Annotated in this window: 17 protein-coding genes; 6 read left to right on the top strand and 11 right to left on the bottom strand. The window is 46.8% G+C overall.

Annotation, left to right across the window (positions count from 1 at the left end):
* Window positions 1-19: 19 nt before the first annotated feature.
* The 6 genes from CZ360_RS02375 to msrB form a co-directional block, all read right to left on the bottom strand.
* Complete coding sequence (locus CZ360_RS02375; RefSeq protein ID WP_407656934.1) at window positions 20-1,327, bottom strand: MBOAT family O-acyltransferase; 1,308 nt, start codon at window positions 1,325-1,327, stop codon at window positions 20-22.
* Window positions 1,328-1,425: 98 nt separating this feature from the next.
* The gene (locus CZ360_RS02370; protein WP_077532583.1) at window positions 1,426-2,010 is read right to left on the bottom strand and encodes a hypothetical protein; all 585 of its coding nucleotides are present in this window, start codon (window positions 2,008-2,010) and stop codon (window positions 1,426-1,428) included.
* Window positions 2,011-2,087: 77 nt separating this feature from the next.
* On the bottom strand, window positions 2,088-3,269 hold the full coding sequence (locus CZ360_RS02365) for a sensor histidine kinase (RefSeq protein WP_077532582.1): 1,182 nt from the start codon (window positions 3,267-3,269) through the stop codon (window positions 2,088-2,090).
* Complete coding sequence (locus tag CZ360_RS02360) at window positions 3,266-4,030, bottom strand: response regulator transcription factor (RefSeq protein ID WP_324612693.1); 765 nt, start codon at window positions 4,028-4,030, stop codon at window positions 3,266-3,268. Before CZ360_RS02360 ends, CZ360_RS02365 begins: the two co-directional genes overlap by 4 nt.
* Window positions 4,027-4,512 carry a hypothetical protein gene (locus CZ360_RS02355; protein WP_077532581.1) on the bottom strand — a complete coding sequence of 162 codons (486 nt, stop codon included), beginning with the start codon at window positions 4,510-4,512 and terminating at the stop codon, window positions 4,027-4,029. Before CZ360_RS02355 ends, CZ360_RS02360 begins: the two co-directional genes overlap by 4 nt.
* 163 nt (window positions 4,513-4,675) lie before the next feature.
* Window positions 4,676-5,668 (bottom strand): peptide-methionine (R)-S-oxide reductase MsrB, encoded by a 993-nt coding sequence (gene msrB, locus CZ360_RS02350; RefSeq protein ID WP_407656933.1) that lies wholly within the window; start codon window positions 5,666-5,668, stop codon window positions 4,676-4,678.
* 350 nt (window positions 5,669-6,018) lie between these two features.
* Here msrB and CZ360_RS02345 point away from each other — a divergent pair, with 350 nt between their 5' ends.
* The gene (locus CZ360_RS02345) at window positions 6,019-7,212 is read left to right on the top strand and encodes a transposase (RefSeq protein WP_205411097.1); all 1,194 of its coding nucleotides are present in this window, start codon (window positions 6,019-6,021) and stop codon (window positions 7,210-7,212) included.
* A 322-nt stretch (window positions 7,213-7,534) separates the two neighbouring features.
* On the opposite strand, the gene CZ360_RS02340 is transcribed toward CZ360_RS02345, so the two are convergent.
* A complete protein-coding gene (locus tag CZ360_RS02340) occupies window positions 7,535-8,677 on the bottom strand; it encodes a sensor histidine kinase (RefSeq protein ID WP_077532579.1) in 1,143 nt (380 codons plus the stop codon).
* The gene (locus CZ360_RS02335) at window positions 8,674-9,351 is read right to left on the bottom strand and encodes a response regulator transcription factor (RefSeq protein WP_077532578.1); all 678 of its coding nucleotides are present in this window, start codon (window positions 9,349-9,351) and stop codon (window positions 8,674-8,676) included. Before CZ360_RS02335 ends, CZ360_RS02340 begins: the two co-directional genes overlap by 4 nt.
* Window positions 9,352-9,607: 256 nt before the next feature.
* Here CZ360_RS02335 and CZ360_RS02330 point away from each other — a divergent pair, with 256 nt between their 5' ends.
* The 5 genes from CZ360_RS02330 (at window position 9,608) to CZ360_RS02305 (ending at window position 13,806) form a co-directional block, all read left to right on the top strand.
* The gene (locus CZ360_RS02330; RefSeq protein WP_456085448.1) at window positions 9,608-9,763 is read left to right on the top strand and encodes a CD1871A family CXXC motif-containing protein; all 156 of its coding nucleotides are present in this window, start codon (window positions 9,608-9,610) and stop codon (window positions 9,761-9,763) included.
* Window positions 9,756-10,706, top strand: a complete 951-nt coding sequence (locus CZ360_RS02325; protein ID WP_077532576.1) for a 4Fe-4S binding protein — start codon at window positions 9,756-9,758, stop codon at window positions 10,704-10,706. Before CZ360_RS02330 ends, CZ360_RS02325 begins: the two co-directional genes overlap by 8 nt.
* Window positions 10,707-10,711: 5 nt before the next feature.
* On the top strand, window positions 10,712-11,674 hold the full coding sequence (locus CZ360_RS02320; protein ID WP_077532575.1) for a TlpA family protein disulfide reductase: 963 nt from the start codon (window positions 10,712-10,714) through the stop codon (window positions 11,672-11,674).
* 676 nt (window positions 11,675-12,350) lie between these two features.
* Window positions 12,351-13,292: an AEC family transporter gene (locus CZ360_RS02310; RefSeq protein ID WP_077532573.1), complete on the top strand. Its 942-nt coding sequence runs from the start codon at window positions 12,351-12,353 to the stop codon at window positions 13,290-13,292.
* Between the two features lie 112 nt (window positions 13,293-13,404).
* Complete coding sequence (locus CZ360_RS02305) at window positions 13,405-13,806, top strand: putative ABC transporter permease (protein ID WP_077532572.1); 402 nt, start codon at window positions 13,405-13,407, stop codon at window positions 13,804-13,806.
* Here CZ360_RS02305 and CZ360_RS02300 read toward each other — a convergent pair.
* From CZ360_RS02300 to CZ360_RS02290, 3 genes are all read right to left on the bottom strand, one after another.
* Window positions 13,803-14,777, bottom strand: a complete 975-nt coding sequence (locus tag CZ360_RS02300; RefSeq protein WP_077532900.1) for a sodium:calcium antiporter — start codon at window positions 14,775-14,777, stop codon at window positions 13,803-13,805. The two genes, CZ360_RS02305 and CZ360_RS02300, sit on opposite strands and share 4 nt — an antisense overlap.
* A 207-nt stretch (window positions 14,778-14,984) precedes the next feature.
* Entirely contained in the window at window positions 14,985-15,467 is a 483-nt protein-coding gene (locus tag CZ360_RS02295; protein WP_077532571.1) for a TroA family protein, read from the bottom strand.
* 15 nt (window positions 15,468-15,482) lie between these two features.
* Window positions 15,483-16,757, bottom strand: a complete 1,275-nt coding sequence (locus tag CZ360_RS02290) for an ATP-binding protein (protein WP_077532570.1) — start codon at window positions 16,755-16,757, stop codon at window positions 15,483-15,485.
* Window positions 16,758-16,827 lie beyond the last annotated feature (70 nt).

Raw genomic sequence — 16,827 nt, 5'->3', positions numbered from 1 at the left:
AAAAGTTTAAAGCAGCAAGTCAGAACCGGAAATAAACGAACGGATTGAACGAACCGTCGATCAGATACGCCGTACATACGGCAATCGAAGCGACCGTCGCTATCGGCGTCAGAACGGCAAGAACCCTGCTGCCGCCCGACGTCCCTCCGATTTTCTCATAAATCCTTTTAGGCAAAGGGGTTGCGCCGAGCGCAGCTATAATAAGCAGTATGAGATTACTTTTCAGATAATAAAGCGAAGCCGTGTTCGCGGCGGGGATTCCGGCAAGCCCGAACAGGGACTTAAAGCTCATAAATGCGTCGGCAATACTTGTCGAATCGAACAGCACGAAACCGAGCACGACAAACAGCATTGTGTAGATGTGCATAGGCACGGCATGCCGTCTTTTCGGGTGCAGAATGTATTTTTCAAACAGCAAAAGTACCGCATAAAGAAGTCCCCAGAAAATGAAATTCCACGATGCCCCGTGCCAGAAGCCGGTCGCCGCCCAGACGACAAGGATGTTAAAAACATGCCGTATAGGCTTTACGCGGTTTCCGCCGAGGGGAATATAAAGGTAGTCGCGGAACCAGCCGCCGAGGGAGATGTGCCAGCGACGCCAGAACTCCGTAATGCTTGCGGAAACATACGGATAGTTGAAGTTTTCGGAAAAGCGGAATCCGAAAATGCGTCCGAGTCCTATCGCCATATCTGAATACCCGGAAAAGTCGAAATAGATGTGCAGCATATATGCCGCGGCGTACAGCCAATAAAACAGTACGGTTTTCTCGCCGTACGCCTTGAACTCGGATACAAGAAGTGCCGCCGAATTTGCAAGAAGTATCTTCTTTGCAAATCCGACGGAAAAACGCGTGATTCCCTCCGCCGCATCGGCAAGCGTGGTTTTCCGGTTTTTCAGGCTTCCGGCAATGTCTGAGTAGCGGACAATGGGCCCGGCTATCAGTTGAGGAAACATCGCAACATACATGGCAAGATCAACAAAATTGCGCTGTGCCGGCACGTCGCCGCGATAAACATCTATGACATAGCTCAGGATCTGGAATGTATAAAAGCTGATACCTACCGGCAGAGCCACCTTCAAAAGCGGGATGGAAAGACCTGTTACCGCATTGAAGTTTCCGATAAAAAAGTCCGCATATTTGCAATATGCAAGCAGACCGAGGCTGGCGACTGCCGAAACGGCAAGCGCCAGCTTGGCAATTTTCGTCCCGCGAAAGCGTTCGGCCAAAAGCGCGGCAATATATGACTGCGCGACCGCCGCAAACATAAAAACGAGATATTTCGGTTCTCCCCAACCGTAGAAGAACAGGCTTGCCAAAAGAAGCACAAGATTCTTCATACGGTCGGGAACAACGAAATACACGAGCAAAACGCACGGCAGAAAGCAATACAGAAAAGTTATACTTGAAAACAGCATGGCTCAGTCTATGCGATGGGAACATCGAAAAGCTGTTTTGTTGAGCTGTATTCAGCGGACAGCTTTGCTGTAAAGGTGTCTGTCAGTTCCCTGGCGCCAAACACGGAAACGATATAATCGCCGACGGTCAGAATGACGAGCTTTTCGGGAAATCCGCACAGCCACTGGCGTGCAAGAATGTTTTCTTTAATTTTACCTGCAAGTACTTCGGCGTTTCCGGAGCCTTTAACATGGTATACGCCGCAGGAAAAGTTGTTCTGATTCAGCATATGCATAAGCGATGCGGCATCGTCAATCTCGGAAGCGTTTGCCTTCGGGAAGCCGAGTTCAAAGTCAAGGGCTTCTGCATCGGAAACATCGAATTTGCCGGGCATATCTTCCTTCATATGCTTTTCGGAACCGCCTGTTGCAGGGAATTTTTCGTCGGTTGAATACTTGCTCCATACCTTTTCAAGAATTTCCAAAGCGCTTTTGACCTGCCCTTTGGGGACATCGGAAGGCGTGGTTGTCCCACTTTTACCGTTTTGTTTTGCACAGGCTGCAAAAGAAAGGACAAAGACGGCAGCAAGTGCAAGTGCAATAATCTTTTTCATAATATAGTTTCCTTTCACTTTAGGTTTTGCTTTCATAACATTATCTGTAACCCGAACAACATTAACAATTACATCGTTTATCTCAGGGGAAGGCTGATCTCAAACACCGCGCCGCCGTCGTTTGACGCGGATATTGTGCCTTTGTGCAATGACACAATCTCCTTTGCAAGAGAAAGTCCGATTCCGGCGCCGCCCTTACGGGTGCTGAAAAAGCGGTCGAAAATGTGCGGCAAAAGCTCCGGCGCAATGCCCTCTCCATCGTCATGGATACGAACAATGGCTTTTCCTCTGTCTGCCCTACATTCAATTTGTATTTTCCCTTTTGCATACCGCAGTGCGTTGGTGATTATATTGGTAAACGCACGGCGGAGCTGAACCTCATCGCAGTTTACCAAAACAGGTTTTTCGTCAAAGCATGGGGTGATGCACAGTTTTCTCTGCTCCGCCAGTTGATCCGTGCTGCGCAGACAGTCATATAAAACCTCACGAACATCCATCGAATGGAACTCAGCATTAGCTTGTCCCGACTCCAATCGGGAGAGCGTAAGCAGTTCCTCTACCAATTCGGACATCTGTTCAATCTCTTCCAGAATAACCCCCGATGCTTCGGCAGGATCCAGAACCCCGGTATGAATTCCCTCCGCGCAGCCCTGAACTGCCATCATCGGCGTTTTCAGCTCATGTGACACATTCTGAAAAAACCATTTCTGGGATTCGTGCGCCTTTTCAACATAGCCGCCGAGTTTCCTGCCAAAGAGACAGACCAGCACGCTGAGCACTGCCAGCACCGCGAAAAAAACGGCATTCAGATAAGCCGAATACTGCATAACTGCCCTGACATCCACATACAGAATGTACGAATATGCGTCCTCATATTCATCGGCTTCAACCTGTGATATTCGGAAAACAAATCGGCTGCCGCCGGTTTTCAGTGTATGAAATTCATCAGCGGACGGCTTTTCCTCCCGGCAGTATTTCCTCAATTGATATTCCGCTTTTGAAAGGTGTTCTGACTCTGTAAGACCATCTTCAACTTCAAGATACCGAACACTGGATGTAAGAAAATGCTCCTCCCCATCGTCCATTGTTTCGGCAAGCGGGATAGGATCCTTACGTTCATCCTCCAAAAGTATCGCCTTCTGCGCCTCTGAAGTCAGATACTCCGGAATAAAGATATTAACGGTAGAAAGCATCGCCGCAAAAACAAACAGCATCGTACCGAGAACGGATACGGTAATTTTTCTTCTTATATTTTTCATTTTCCGACTCCGTCCGATCGCAGGCGATAACCGTACCCCCAAACCGTCTCAATCTGCACATTGCTGTCCGCAGAGGAAAGCTTGCTGCGTATGCGGCGCAGTGTTTCATCGGTCACTCTGGTTTCCACTTCGTCATTGTATCCCCAGATCTGGTTAAGCAGCTCGTCACGTGAAAACGCTTTGCCCTCACCACGCATCAGAAAGAGGAGCATCTTCAGCTCATTCGGAGAAAGTGCAAGAGGCTTTTCTTTGCAGAAAAGCTGCTTCTCATCACCCGAAAAACGTAGGTCTCCAACGGCAACATCCCTGTCCGTCGGGTCTCCGCCTCTTTCCATCTCTACACGGCGAAGAAGAGATTTAACACGCATCAGGAGAACCGTCGGGCGAAAAGGCTTGGTCAGATAGTCGTCACCGCCTTGCAGAATACCGTTAACATAGTCGTATTCGGTATCCTTTGCCGTCAGAAGAATGATGGGAACATTATTCTTTTCACGGATGAGGCGGCAGCAGGTAAGTCCGTCGGTTCCGGGCATCATAATATCCAAAATAACAAGATCGGAGCGTCTTTTAAAAAACGCGCCTAAAAGTGCGTCGCCTGTTTCAAACGCGCACACCTCATATCCGTCATTTTCGAGAAAGCTCCGAAGAGTTTCTCTTATGTTTTTTTCATCCTCTGCAATATAGATAAGCTGTTTCATGATGCCCCCAAAAACCGATACAGAGCCGTGCCGCTCCGACACGGCTCTGTATGTAAAATTCATCTGCTTCTTTCGCAGACCTCAAGATCGACTTCTTTAAGTTCAAATGTCATATCAGGCTCGTTTGCCGCAATCTTTTCATCATACTCATCGTTGACGCGTTCCCAAAGCTCTGAGTTTCTTTCGAGAACCGCCGTGAGTTTTTCATCAAGGGTGTCGATTTCATCGCAGAGTCGTTTCTCGTTTTCATCTGTCATACAGGAGTAGATTTCGTTGATCTGATTCTCATACTTTTCAATCTCGGCAAGGTCTGCAAGCAGAGCCGATTTCTCCTGTTCGCTCAGTGAGCTCAGATTTTTAACAAAGCCTTCAAGCGGCTGTCCGACACATTCGCCGGAAACCTCTGCAGCGGCAATGCATGGATCATTCACAGGTTCTCCCGACTTCTTCACATTTGCCGAAGCAGCAGTTGCAGATACGGTAACAATGCTCAGCGCAAGTACAAGAGTGAGAACTGCTGCAAATACGGTTTTTTTGCTTTTCATAGTAAGTGCTCCTTTATTATTATTTGCGGTTTTCCTTCCCGCAACATAAGTATATCAAAACAAAGCAGCCCATTCACCGCAAAAACGCTTGAAAATTGTCACAAAACCGTAAGAATCGAAAGTTGTGTATAATCACAAACTCCATGTCGGTCTCCTTTGTTTGTCAGTCGAAGAGGAACAAAAGATATCCATATCCCTCGGCTTCCATTTTTTCAAAGGGGATAAAACGCAGCGCCGCACTGTTGATACAATAGCGCACACCATTCGGCGAATCGGGATCTTCCTCAAACACATGACCGAGGTGGGAGTCTCCGGCTCGGCTGCGCACCTCAGTTCTGCGCATTCCGTGGCTGTCGTCCTGCCGTTCAATGACTGCAGGGGCTTCTATCGGCTTTGAAAATGCCGGCCAGCCACAGCCGCTTTCAAATTTATCGGTTGAAGAAAATAGCGGTTCGCCGGTCACTACATCCACATAGATACCTTTTTCAAATTTGTTCCAAAGCTCATTTTGGAATGGGCGTTCGGTTTCATTTTCCTGTGTGACACGATATTGCTCTGCCGTAAGCTTTTCGCGTATTGACTCGGCAGCAGGCTTCCTGTAGTCACCCGGATCGATCCTCAGTTTTGAAAACAGTTCGATTTCCTCTCGCGGGATATGGCAATAACCGCCCGGATTCTTTTGCAGATAATCCTGATGGTATTCCTCAGCCGGATAAAAATTGAGTAGCGGACCGCATTCTACAAAAAACTTCGTCCTGCGACTCTTTTCAAGATCATATATCCGCTGCACCGTTTCTCTTGCAGCTTCGTTTGTGTAATAAATTCCGGTCTGATACTGACTTCCCACATCGTTTCCCTGCCGATTCTGCACCGTCGGATCTATTACATAGAAATATGCAAGCAGCAAAGCGTCAAGGCTAACCTTTTCGGAATCATACTCAACACGCACCGTCTCACGAAAACCGGTGCTGCCCGCACAAACCGTTTTATAGTCGGCATCCGCTTTGCACGTACCGTTGGCATAGCCGCTTTGGGCATTGATAACGCCGGGGATCGACTGCATCAGATGTTCCAATCCCCAGAAACAGCCGCCGGCAAGATAGATCACATTCTGCTTTTCTTTTGAAAAATCCATTTGTTCTGCCTCCTTTGGCATGCCTTCTAAATCCGTATTGTTTGTATCATTGCCGATTCCGCATCCGGTAAAAAGAAGGACCGCAGCCCAAAGAAGAACTGAAACCCGTATGATTCGTTCCATATTTCCGCCTCCTTTGTGAATTACGATCAGCCCTGAGCAAAACGCCGAAAGGCGCATAAACAAAGGAAAAACAGGGCAAAAACATTTCCTTTATCACTATAAAAGTATAGAAACAGCCGACCAAATATCGTATAATTATATCAGCAAAACAAACCAACGAAAGAAGGTCGGCTGTTATCTATCGACAGGAAATAATACAGGACATAACTCTCTTTACCTCTGTACCTAAAGCAAAATTCTACAGCGAAATGTTTTTGAATTTAGATTTATCGGAATTCCCCGAAAAAGTAGCCTCTACAGGCAGAAAGGGTTACTCTAAAAGAAGCCTGCTTTGTGCCTTTATTGTTATGAAGTGTGAGGGTTTTTCCTATATAACTGATTTACTTGACTATCCGCAAAATAATTTGTTAATCGCATATTATTGCGGTTTCAACATTAGGAAACCTTTACCGTCCTACCGGACTTTTGACAGATTTATTAATAACACAGATAATCAATTACTGAAAAACTTAATGAGTTCTCAGGTTAAAAAACTTGAAGCAATGGGAATTATAGATACTTCCTTTATCGCTCTTGATTCAACTCCTGTTAATGCAAATGCAAAACTAAACAACCCTAAATCTTTTGCGAAAAACAAGTTTTCAAAAGATAATCAGCCTAAAAGTGATATAGATTGCGGACTCAGTGTTCATACTGCATCAAATCAGCATAACGAACGCAATTTTGAGTATTATTGGGGTTACAAAAATCACATATTAGTTGATTGTATAACCGGACTACCAATATATGAGCAAACGATAACTGCCAATATTAGTGACAGTACGGTTGCTTTGGATATACTTGAAAATACAAACGAATTTATATCGGTTAAAGAATGTACTTTCATTGCGGATAAAGGTTATGATGTCAAGGCTATCTACAACACTGTTAAGGATATTTATTCGGGGGATTGTGTTATACCTCTCAATAAGCGCAATTCCAAGAAAACGAAGTTTGTAAATGAACATCCTATTTGTGAAGCGGGTCTTATGATGCATAAAGACGGCAAATTTTCTGACAACTGCAGAATCCGTCAAAAATACAGTTGTCCTTACAAACTTTCAAAAACACAAGAATGTCCCTGCAACCATAAAAACCGGAACAACGGCAAAAAATGCAGGGGTTGCACCAAATACATTACTCTTCCCGGTGATTACAGACTTTCTATTGACAGAGAGTGTATTTCTTTCAAAAAGATTTATGCACTTAGAACCGAAGCCGAGCGATACAATTCTCGTTTTAAACAAACAGGTCAGGAAAGACTTTGGACGCATTCCTTTAATGCTGCTCAAAATCTTTGCACATTGGCTCACATAAGCCTGCTTGCCGTTGCTTTTGCGGCAGTAATCACTAATTCCCAAAATTCTTTCAGAGCTTTAAAATCCGTTAAAAGAATTGCTTAAAACTAAAAACTCAATACTTATTAACAAAGTTTTGCATTTTTGGTGCAAGGCTTGAATTTTTGTGCCTTTTTTCATTGCTTTATTCTTTTTCTCGTTTTTCATACATCTTTTTGGATTTCGGTGTGTTAGTTTTGCTCACCACTATTATCAGGGCGGATATGCAGTGATACGGGAATGGCTGAATCGTGAGAACCGCCAGTTGCCGAAAAAGATGGCGGTGTTCCTCAACGGCGTTATACGCAAGCTGACACAGTGATTCATATTTACGGAAACTGACCGGCAAACGCAGCGACACGGAACATTCCCTGTCGCTGTTTCTACGCTACTTTATTTTCATGTCTGTCGGGAACTTCACCGCTACAGTCGTTCCCTTTTCCGAACTTTCCTCTACCCGAATCTCACCGCCGTGCAGTGCGACGATCTCCCACACCAACGAAAGTCCCAATCCCACACCTCCGTTTTCTCTGCTTCTGGATTTATCCACCCGGAAAAATGGCTGAAAAATGCTTTCTCTGTATTTCTCCGGTATGCCGCAGCCGGTGTCTGCGACCCGAATGACTAACCGATTTTTTTCATCGGTGATCACAATACGCACCGTCCCGTTCGGACGGTTGTAACGTATAGAATTTTCGGTCAGATTAAAGAGCATACGATAAATCAGCGTGTCACTGCCGATCATAACCCCCTCACCTGTGCTTTCAAGTATTATTCCGTTTCTGTCCGCAAGCGGAACAAGGTCTGCAAAGATCTCCTCAACCATAGGAGCTAATTCAATACGGTCTGTGCAGGACACCGTCTTGAGATCACTCATTTCAAGCAGCGTTTTCGTCATTTGCGTCATGCGTTCGGTCTGTTCACGCAGCAGGCGTAGAAAATCCGCCGTTTCCGGCAACACCTCGGGATGCTCTGCGGAAAACAGCTCAAGCTGTGCCTGCATCAGCGAAAGCGGCGTGCGCAACTCATGAGCGGCATTTCCCGTAAACTGCCGCTGCGCGGTAAAGCCTTCGTCAAGACGTTCAAGCATTTGATTGAACGACCGGCTGAACTGCCGGAACTCCGGCAGTACATCTTCGCTGATCTTCATATCTGTCAGATTGTTCAGCTGAACCTTTTCCATTTGAGAAGTAAAAGTGCGCAGGGGCTTCAGCGCGTGTCCGCTTAAAAAGTACGCAAGCACACCGCCGAGAATCGTTACCGCTGCCGTGATATACCAGTTAGTGGCGATAAATGATTCCTGCGCCCCGTGTACAACAATGGTCAATTCCTCGTCGAGCTTCTTTTGCTCGGGATCAAAATACTCAGTTTCTCCCCCGTCCGTGTCCCCGTAGCCCGTAATATAAGAGCCTATGGAATCCATATAATGCCTGCCGGAATATCCGATCAGAACATTCATAAAAACACAGGTTGCTCCGATAAGAAGTACCGTCATTAAGGTGATTCGCAATTGCAAGGATAGCTTTTTCACAATTTCTCTTCCTCCATAACGTACCCTTCACCGATTCGGTTGCGGACGGGGTCGAAACCAAGTGCGGCACGCAGCTTCTTCCGCAGTGCGGAAATATGTACCCGAATCGAATTGCTGAAATTATCCACACTGTTGTCCCACACATGGTCAAGCAGTTCTTCCTGACTGACGGGGCGCCCCTGATTGAGCAGAAGGTATTCAAGTATCCCGATTTCTTTTCGGGTAAGTGACAGCTCCTGTCCGCCGGCGGCGGCGATACGGGTCTTAGTGTCAAAGGAAAGCTCACCGCAGGTAAGAACCACATCATTCTGTGTAAACTGACGACGGGTAAGACTGCGTATCCTTGCTTCCAACTCCTCTAAGTGAAAAGGCTTTGCCAAATAATCATTGGCTCCGGCATCCAGCCCCTCCACCTTGTCAGCGACCTCACTGCGCGCCGACAAAATCAACACCTTCGTATCTCTGTCGTTTTGACGCAGCGTTCTGAGCACCGTCATCCCATCCGCCCCCGGCAGATTCAGATCCAGTAAAGCAAGATCGTATCGCTCCACACCGAGCAGTTCGATCGCTTTGTTTCCGTCATAGCAAAAATCCACGCTGTAAGCGAGTCGTCTGAGACTGCGGACGATCGTCTCACATAGCGCGCGTTCATCTTCAACTACTAAAATATGCATGTGAAATCTCCTTACGTTGTTTTTCCGGTTCTTCGACTTTATTATACTGCGAAAAAATGCTTGCTCGCAAGGGCATTTTTGCGAGACCGTCAATGACACAGTCGTGCGCAGCACGGGGAGGTGATAGCCGTAAAGGCTTGCGCAGAAAGACTTTCTGAGGATATTATACCACACGGAGATAAGTTTTTTGTTAAGTTTTCGTTCTTAACAGGGATTTTATATCCTTTGTAATACAATGAGGACACAAAAGAAAGGGGTGACCGAATTGATTCGATCGAAAAAAGTCGTTTTTCAGGCTGCGCTGCTTATCTGCGGAACTGCGATGCTGTGTTACGGAGTCTGTCGCGGAGAGGCGGATACCGTGCTAAGCAAGGCGATCCGGCTGTGTTTGGAGTGTGTGGGAATTGGATAACAAAAATGCGAAGAAGAAAAAAGGCGGCGTATCGCAGTTTCTCTCACGCTTTCGGGGACTGTTCCAAGCAGGTGCAGCACTGCTGACCAACCTTCATCTGCCCAATTTCTTGAAGGGCGGAATTTATCAAGGGAAAGGAAAGGCTGTCTGTGTACCGGGACTTAATTGCTATTCCTGCCCGGCGGCATCGGGTGCCTGTCCGATCGGCTCGTTTCAGGCAGTGGTGGGGTCGTCGAAATTCAGCTTTTCATACTACATCACAGGATTTCTCATTCTGCTCGGTGTGCTGCTCGGCCGCTTCATCTGCGGTTTTCTGTGTCCCTTCGGATGGTTTCAGGAGCTGCTGCACAAAATTCCGACCAAAAAGATCTCCACCAAAAAACTGAAGCCGCTGACATGCATAAAATACGCTGTTCTGCTTTTTATGGTGGTTTTGATGCCAATGCTTATCACAAACGATGTTGGCATGGGAGATCCGTTCTTCTGCAAGTACCTTTGTCCGCAAGGAGTACTTGAGGGAGCGATACCTCTCGCCGCCGTCAATTCCGGCATACGCGCCGCACTCGGTGCGCTCTTTTCGTGGAAGCTCGGTATTCTGATTACGGTAATCGTGTTGAGTGTGCTTTTCTACCGCCCGTTCTGCAAGTGGCTGTGTCCGCTGGGCGCGTTTTATGCGCTGCTTAACAAGGTATCACTTTTCGGAATGAAAGTTGATAAACACAAATGCGTTTCCTGCGGAAAATGTGCAAAGGCATGCAAGATGAATGTGGATGTAACCAAAGCCCCCGACCACACCGAATGCATCCGCTGCGGCATGTGCGTCCGTGCCTGCCCCACTAAGGCCGTAAGCTTCCGTTACGGCTTCGGCAACGGAAATGAAACCGATCTTTCCGCAGAAAAGACGGAAACTGCAAAACAAATATCCGATACAGAAAAGGAGTAAACACAATGAAAACAACAAAAATTTTAACCGTATTGACCGCCTTCCTGCTGATATTCAGCCTTGCTGCCTGCGGCACCAGCAAAGACAACAAGAAAAATGACGGAAACAAAAAGGCTGAAATTGCAGCTCTTATGGCAATGGAACCGGGCACGAGGGACGAAGCAACCGAGCTTCATCAAAAACTGATGGAGCAGGAAAACGCCATTCTTTCCGAAAACAGCGCTCTTTGGGAGAAGGTGTTTCTCTCTGCCGATAAAGGCACGGCGATGATCGAAGACGGCGGAAACTACGGAGATTTCCTTCTTAAAACGATCGACGGAGCCAAGGATCAGTTTACGGCAGATGAGCTGAAGCTGCTTAACGAAGGCGCCGAACAGATTCGTGAGATTGAGGGAAAGCTGACGGTTCTTGAGCAAAAGTTCCCCGGCTGCGGAAAAAAGCCGTCCGACGGCGATATGAGCGTTCCGGCAGAGAACGGCAAACCGACAGAAAAAGGCGATCTGATGAAATTCCCCGCATTTGACGGTAAGGATCTTGATGGAAACGAAGTGAAGAGCAGCACCCTGTTTGCGGAAAACACCGTTACCGTAGTAAACTTCTGGTTTACCACCTGCAGCCCCTGCGTGGGCGAGCTTGCCGACCTGGAAGCGCTGAACAAACAGCTTGCCGAAAAAGGCGGTGCGGTAGTCGGAATCAACTCGTTCACTCTTGACGGGGATAAAACAGCGATAAGCGATGCAAAGGATATTCTGACGAAGAAGGGTGTATCCTACAAAAACATTTGGTTTGACTCAAAAAGCGAGGCCGGTGAATTCACTTCCGGACTGTACTCCTATCCGACCACATATGTAGTTGACAAAAACGGCAACATCGTTGGCGAGCCTATCGTCGGTGCGATAACCGAAAAGAAACAGGCAGAGACGCTGCAAAAGCTTATCGATCAAGCCATTGCAAACAGTAATGGCTGATGAGTATCAATCTTCCGGCACAAAGTCAATAATACTTATTTTCAAAAAGGCGAGGGCGGATATCCCTCGCCTTAAACTATTCGGTTGTTTTCGACTCTTCTTTATGGCTTTCCTTAACCTGACGTTCGAGCGCCGACTGTTTAGCGAGAATGGCGTTTTTATCATGGCGAATATTGGCCGCAGCTTCTCTTAACAGTTTTTATTTCTTTCATAATAACTATTCCTCTTTCTGATTCTTCTTTGAGTTACGCAAAAGACTCTGTGGGCTTTTTGAGCAGCGAAAGGCTGATCTTCACCACTCTGCTGACAAAGCGAATGATTTCCTTTTTGCTACTCTCGAAGCAGATTTTACTCCGGATTCTGAGTTTGAATTTGCAAGATTGATGTTCTTAGAAAAGGACGGTAAGATTATACCAAAAGCTATGCGATATTAAAAAGCATTACCTTTTTCTCTTTATTTTAGTAGTTAGTGAAGCTTTTTGTCGAGGAAAACATTTGTACAAAAAAAGTCAGCCGCCTGCTTCAATGAAGCAAACGGCTGACTTTTTGTACCCTGTTCGGCTGTTCTGATAAACTTCCCTAAGGACATCACGGCTTCTCTTCCGCGGTGTTTTTTTAGTGATTGCAAAATCAAGGTAAATCCTGTATGATAAAATGGAATCGGGAGGAAAGTAAGATGGACAATTTTATCATATCGCTGAATGCAGTGCTCCCAACCTTTTTATTAATGGCGGCAGGCTATCTGCTCCGCCGGATTGGACTGGCGGATGAGCGTTTCTTAAAGCAGGTAAACCGGGTGACCTTTATGGTCTTTCTTCCGGTGATGCTGTTTCGTAATATTTATTCGGCCGATATCCGGGAAACGCTGAACCTGCCGGTCATCGCCCTGGCGCTTGGGGCGCTTGTGATCCTATTTTTCCTTCTCTGCCTGATTGTTCCAAGGGTGGTGCATGACAACAAGCAGAAGGGTGTGATCATCCAGGGGATTTTCCGCAGTAATTACCTGATCTTCGGCGTGAGCATTGTCACCAACATGTTTGGAGAGGAAAAAGCAGCGATTGCCGCTATGCTGAGCGCGGTTCTGGTGCCAAGCTACAACTTTCTTGCGGTTATTGTGCTGGAGGCTTTTACAAATGGGGGAAAGATCGACAAGAAAAACACCGTGCTTTCCATTCTGAAAAACCCCTTGATCATAGCAAGTGTGCTGGGGATTATCGTAGCGATATCCGGTTTGCAGTTTCCTGAATTTTTAGACCAGACCTTTAACCAGTTGGGACGGGTTGCAACGCCGCTCGCGCTGATTGTTCTTGGCGGGGATTTCAGGGTGTCAGCTCTGAAAGGACGGCTGTTCAAGGCGCTGGCCGTTTCCTTAATCAAGCTGGTCGCGGTTCCGGCGGCAATGATCCCGGCGGCGGTTATGATTGGACTGCGGGACGAAGCCCTGATGGCGGTTGTGATTGCCGGGGCAAGTCCGGTGGCGGTTTCCAGCTACATTATGGCGCAGCAGGCGGACGCCGATTACGAATTGGCAGGACAGATTGTCATGTTCAGCTCCTTCCTCTGTCTGTTCACAATGTTCGGCTGGATTTATCTGCTTAAAACGTTAGGATTCATTTAAAATATAAAAAACGGAAGCCAAATTTTAGCTTCCGTTTTTTTGCTTTCATAAGATTCTTCTTTGTACCAATACTAGACTTAGCAATCCAGTATTTATATGAGGAAGGATCTCTATGAGCAATAAAACTAAGGAAAAGATGGTAGTGTTCTCCATCGGAGCAACCGCCTATACAGTCATTGAACTGCTATGGAGACAGCACACGCATTGGTCTATGAGTCTGGCGGGCGGCACCTGCTTCTCTATTTTGTACCATATCTATAACAGGTGGAGGGTGATGCCGCTTGCCCGGAAATGCCTGATCGGTAGCGCAGTCATTACAGGTGTGGAATTTATTTTCGGTGTAGTCGTGAATCTCTGGCAAAAATGGAATGTCTGGGATTATTCCAACCTGAAATTTAATCTGCTGGGACAGATTTGTCCGCTCTATTCCGGACTGTGGTTTTTATTGTCAATTCCCATTGTTTTTATAAGCAGAAAGCTCAAGGTGCAGCTTAACCATTTGCTCCATTCCTAAACGGAGAGGATCAAAAATGCCAGGTAACAGAGGACGACAATGACGGATAACACCAGGTAAATCCATGGGCGTGGGTAACGTTCCTCTTTTTTAGGTCTCTTCAGGAGAAGGATCACTGCAGTAGCAGCGGAGGCGGCAACCCCAAAGATGAGCATAAGATTCGTTTGGGAGGAACCGATATAAATGCTTTCTTTCCAGGAGAGCAGGTCGGCGACGGAAAGAATGGTAAAGTTAAACATGTTGCTGCCTATAATATTTCCGATCATTGCATTATAGTTGCGTTTCCGAACCAGTGCGATGCTGGAGGTAAGCTCCGGCAGGGAAGTAGCAATACCTAAGAACAGCGCGCCGGCAAGGGAGGCGTTCAGGTTCAGCTTCACAGCGATCTGATCAGTCGCCCAGGTGATGAAGATGCTGGCGACCACCAGACCAATTGCCATTAGGATAAATCGGAAGATAATCTGCCGTACAGTAAGCTTGCAGTCAACAGATTCATCTGTTTCAGAATCTGATCCCGACAGGAACCGGAAGGAAATCACATAAACTACAATAATGAGAATGGAAATAATATTGAGGTTGATTCCGGGAAGAGTGCCGATTCCTGTCCAAACGGCAAATGCGCATCCCAGGTAGGCGGCGACAGAACAGATAAGCGTTGCCAGATGAGAGGTGGAAACACCTGATCGGGAGAAATGCACACTGGTAAAGGCGATCAGTGTGCCGAAGACGGCAAGATTAAACACGTTGCTTCCCAGTACGTTCCCGATAATCAGTTCGGGGTTGTCTACAACAAAGATGGAGGACAGGCTGGTAAACAGCTCCGGAAGAGAGGTAACCGCGGCCAGTACAATCCCGCCGATAAACGCGCCGGAAATATGGGTTTTCTTGTCCAGCAGATCAACATAATCCGCGCATTTGACAGAAAAAAGGATCACCAGCAGGGCAAGTGCGAAATACAAAATAAAAATCATGATAAAATCCCCAATGCTATTATTTCCGCATAAAAAGAGACCTATGTACAAATGCCGGACATGCATTGCACATAGGTCTTGTTTTTTAAAGATTATACCAGGGCACAAGCCCGAGATTGTTGGTATAAGCTACTCATCAGGATGAGCAAACTACTCCCCTATACGGATTTCAAATCATTCTTATTATAGCGGTATAGGGACAGCTTGTCAACTGTTTTCTGCCGTTTCTTTTCCGGCAAGCTGTTTGAGCAGCGGCTCATAGCCGGATTCGTCCTCGGAAAGCACCAGCACCTTGACGCCGCCCTCTGATAATTTTTCCATGTTCCCAGTCGGGAGAGGGATGTTTGTAATCAGCAGATCAGGCCCTATTTCCAGAATGGCTGTAATATCCGGCTGCTCTGCCGTTCCGGCAGCGGGGAGCTCGTCTAATCCTTCCAGTTCACAGTCCGTGTTAATTCCGGCAAGCTTATCGGAAAAGCCGAGGCTTTGGAGCGCTTCGGTGATAGGGTCTGCCAGCGAGACTACCGATTCCGGTTCCCCATAGAGAGTGATATGATTGATTACTACTGGGAAGGGGGAAGCCTTCTGCTCTGAGGACTGCTCCTGATAGGTGCAGCCGGACAGAACGGCACAGAGAATTAGCAGGAATCCAAATAATACTATTTGTTGTTTTAATATTATTTTATACATATTGTAACCTCGGTATCAGACAGGTAACCCTAAGCTTAAACGGCCTTCCACATAATCGATATATTGGCGCGCGACCCGTCCGGAACGGCTTGCCTTCTGCATAGCAAAGATATTGGCGCCCTTTTTCAGCGTTTCCTCATCCAGCTCGATCCCGCGTTCCTTTGCAATCTCACACACGATTTCCATAAAGTCCGCAAGATTTGGCTTTGTGAAGGTGACGACCAGGCCGAAGCGGTCAGCCAGGGAGGCGCTTTCATCCCGGGTATCGCTGGCGTGAAGCTCATTCCCTTCACGGGAGGAAAAGGTTTCCTTGATCAGATGGCGCCGGTTGGTGGTCGCATAGATCAAAACGTTTTTCGGCATCTCATTCAACGAACCTTCCAGAATTGCCTTGAGGGTATTAAAGCATTCATCGTTTTCATTAAAGGTCAGGTCGTCAATAAAGATGATAAACTTGAGCGGCACTTTGTCCACAAAGGCCAGCACCTTGTGGATATAGATAATATCCTCCTTTGCCACCTGGATCATCCGCAGGCCTTCCTGATGGTATTCGTTGAGCACTGCCTTCACTGTGGTAGATTTCCCTGTGCCGCGGTCGCCGTACAGCAAGACGTTGTTAGCGGGCTTGCCGTGAAGGAAGCTTAGGGTATTATCAATAACCTTCTGTTTTTGAAGCTCATATTTTTTCAGGCTGTTGAGGCGGAACGGTTCGAAATGCCTGACCGGGACAACCTCTTTATGCTCGTCCATAAAGAAAGCAAAATATTTGGTAAAGACCGAAACGCCGTTGCGCCGATGGTAATCCCCAAGCTGGTAGAGGTCGTCGCCCCATTTTTGGTCGTGGGTGCGGAATCTTCTCCTGTCGTTGCTGTAATCAGCGAACAGGTTAATGATTTCGGCCTTATCCGGGAACAGTTCTTTCATCGCGTCTTTAATTTCCGTACTGGTTACCAGCGAGAGCAGATAAAAGACATTCAGGTCAAAAACGGCGGCCTTTTTTAAGGAACGGGTCAGGCGGTTAAACTTATTCTGCGCGCACATCACGGTATAGACATTTTCGTCGCAGAGAATTTTATCAAACAGATAGTCTGGGAGGCTTCCGGAGAATTCGCTTTCAAACAGCAGCGTACAGATTTTGCCATAATGTTTGGCGATTTTTTCAAACCGGGCTGGATGCCGGTTCATAGCGTCGAACATTTTGCAGAAATGCCTGACGAGCTTGTCGTCCCTTAAATGATGATAGACGGTAACGCCGGAGAGCATGTCCAGCACGTAAGTCCCTTTGTCCATCTGTAAAACCCCTTTATCATAATATGAAATTATTATACTATGTTTATCCCCTTTTTGCAAACAGAAAAGC

Source organism: Massiliimalia massiliensis (assembly GCF_900155615.1).
GTDB lineage: Bacteria > Bacillota > Clostridia > Oscillospirales > Ruminococcaceae > Massiliimalia > Massiliimalia massiliensis.
The sequence above is the reverse complement of the archived record's forward strand: the minus strand, read 5'-3'. Positions and strand labels throughout refer to the sequence as shown.

What these genes read in the sequence shown, in the direction of transcription:
- CZ360_RS02370 (WP_077532583.1), bottom strand. Translation starts at nt 2,010, where the DNA reads ATGAAAAAGATTATTGCACTTGCACTTGCTGCCGTCTTTGTCCTTTCT.
- CZ360_RS02365 (WP_077532582.1), bottom strand. Translation starts at nt 3,269, where the DNA reads ATGAAAAATATAAGAAGAAAAATTACCGTATCCGTTCTCGGTACGATG.
- CZ360_RS02360 (WP_324612693.1), bottom strand. Translation starts at nt 4,030, where the DNA reads ATGAATTTTACATACAGAGCCGTGTCGGAGCGGCACGGCTCTGTATCG.
- CZ360_RS02355 (WP_077532581.1), bottom strand. Translation starts at nt 4,512, where the DNA reads ATGAAAAGCAAAAAAACCGTATTTGCAGCAGTTCTCACTCTTGTACTT.
- msrB (WP_407656933.1), bottom strand. Translation starts at nt 5,668, where the DNA reads ATGCCAAAGGAGGCAGAACAAATGGATTTTTCAAAAGAAAAGCAGAAT.
- CZ360_RS02345 (WP_205411097.1), top strand. Translation starts at nt 6,019, where the DNA reads ATGTTTTTGAATTTAGATTTATCGGAATTCCCCGAAAAAGTAGCCTCT.
- CZ360_RS02335 (WP_077532578.1), bottom strand. Translation starts at nt 9,351, where the DNA reads ATGCATATTTTAGTAGTTGAAGATGAACGCGCGCTATGTGAGACGATC.
- CZ360_RS02320 (WP_077532575.1), top strand. Translation starts at nt 10,712, where the DNA reads ATGAAAACAACAAAAATTTTAACCGTATTGACCGCCTTCCTGCTGATA.
- CZ360_RS02310 (WP_077532573.1), top strand. Translation starts at nt 12,351, where the DNA reads ATGGACAATTTTATCATATCGCTGAATGCAGTGCTCCCAACCTTTTTA.
- CZ360_RS02305 (WP_077532572.1), top strand. Translation starts at nt 13,405, where the DNA reads ATGAGCAATAAAACTAAGGAAAAGATGGTAGTGTTCTCCATCGGAGCA.
- CZ360_RS02300 (WP_077532900.1), bottom strand. Translation starts at nt 14,777, where the DNA reads ATGATTTTTATTTTGTATTTCGCACTTGCCCTGCTGGTGATCCTTTTT.
- CZ360_RS02295 (WP_077532571.1), bottom strand. Translation starts at nt 15,467, where the DNA reads ATGTATAAAATAATATTAAAACAACAAATAGTATTATTTGGATTCCTG.
- CZ360_RS02290 (WP_077532570.1), bottom strand. Translation starts at nt 16,757, where the DNA reads ATGGACAAAGGGACTTACGTGCTGGACATGCTCTCCGGCGTTACCGTC.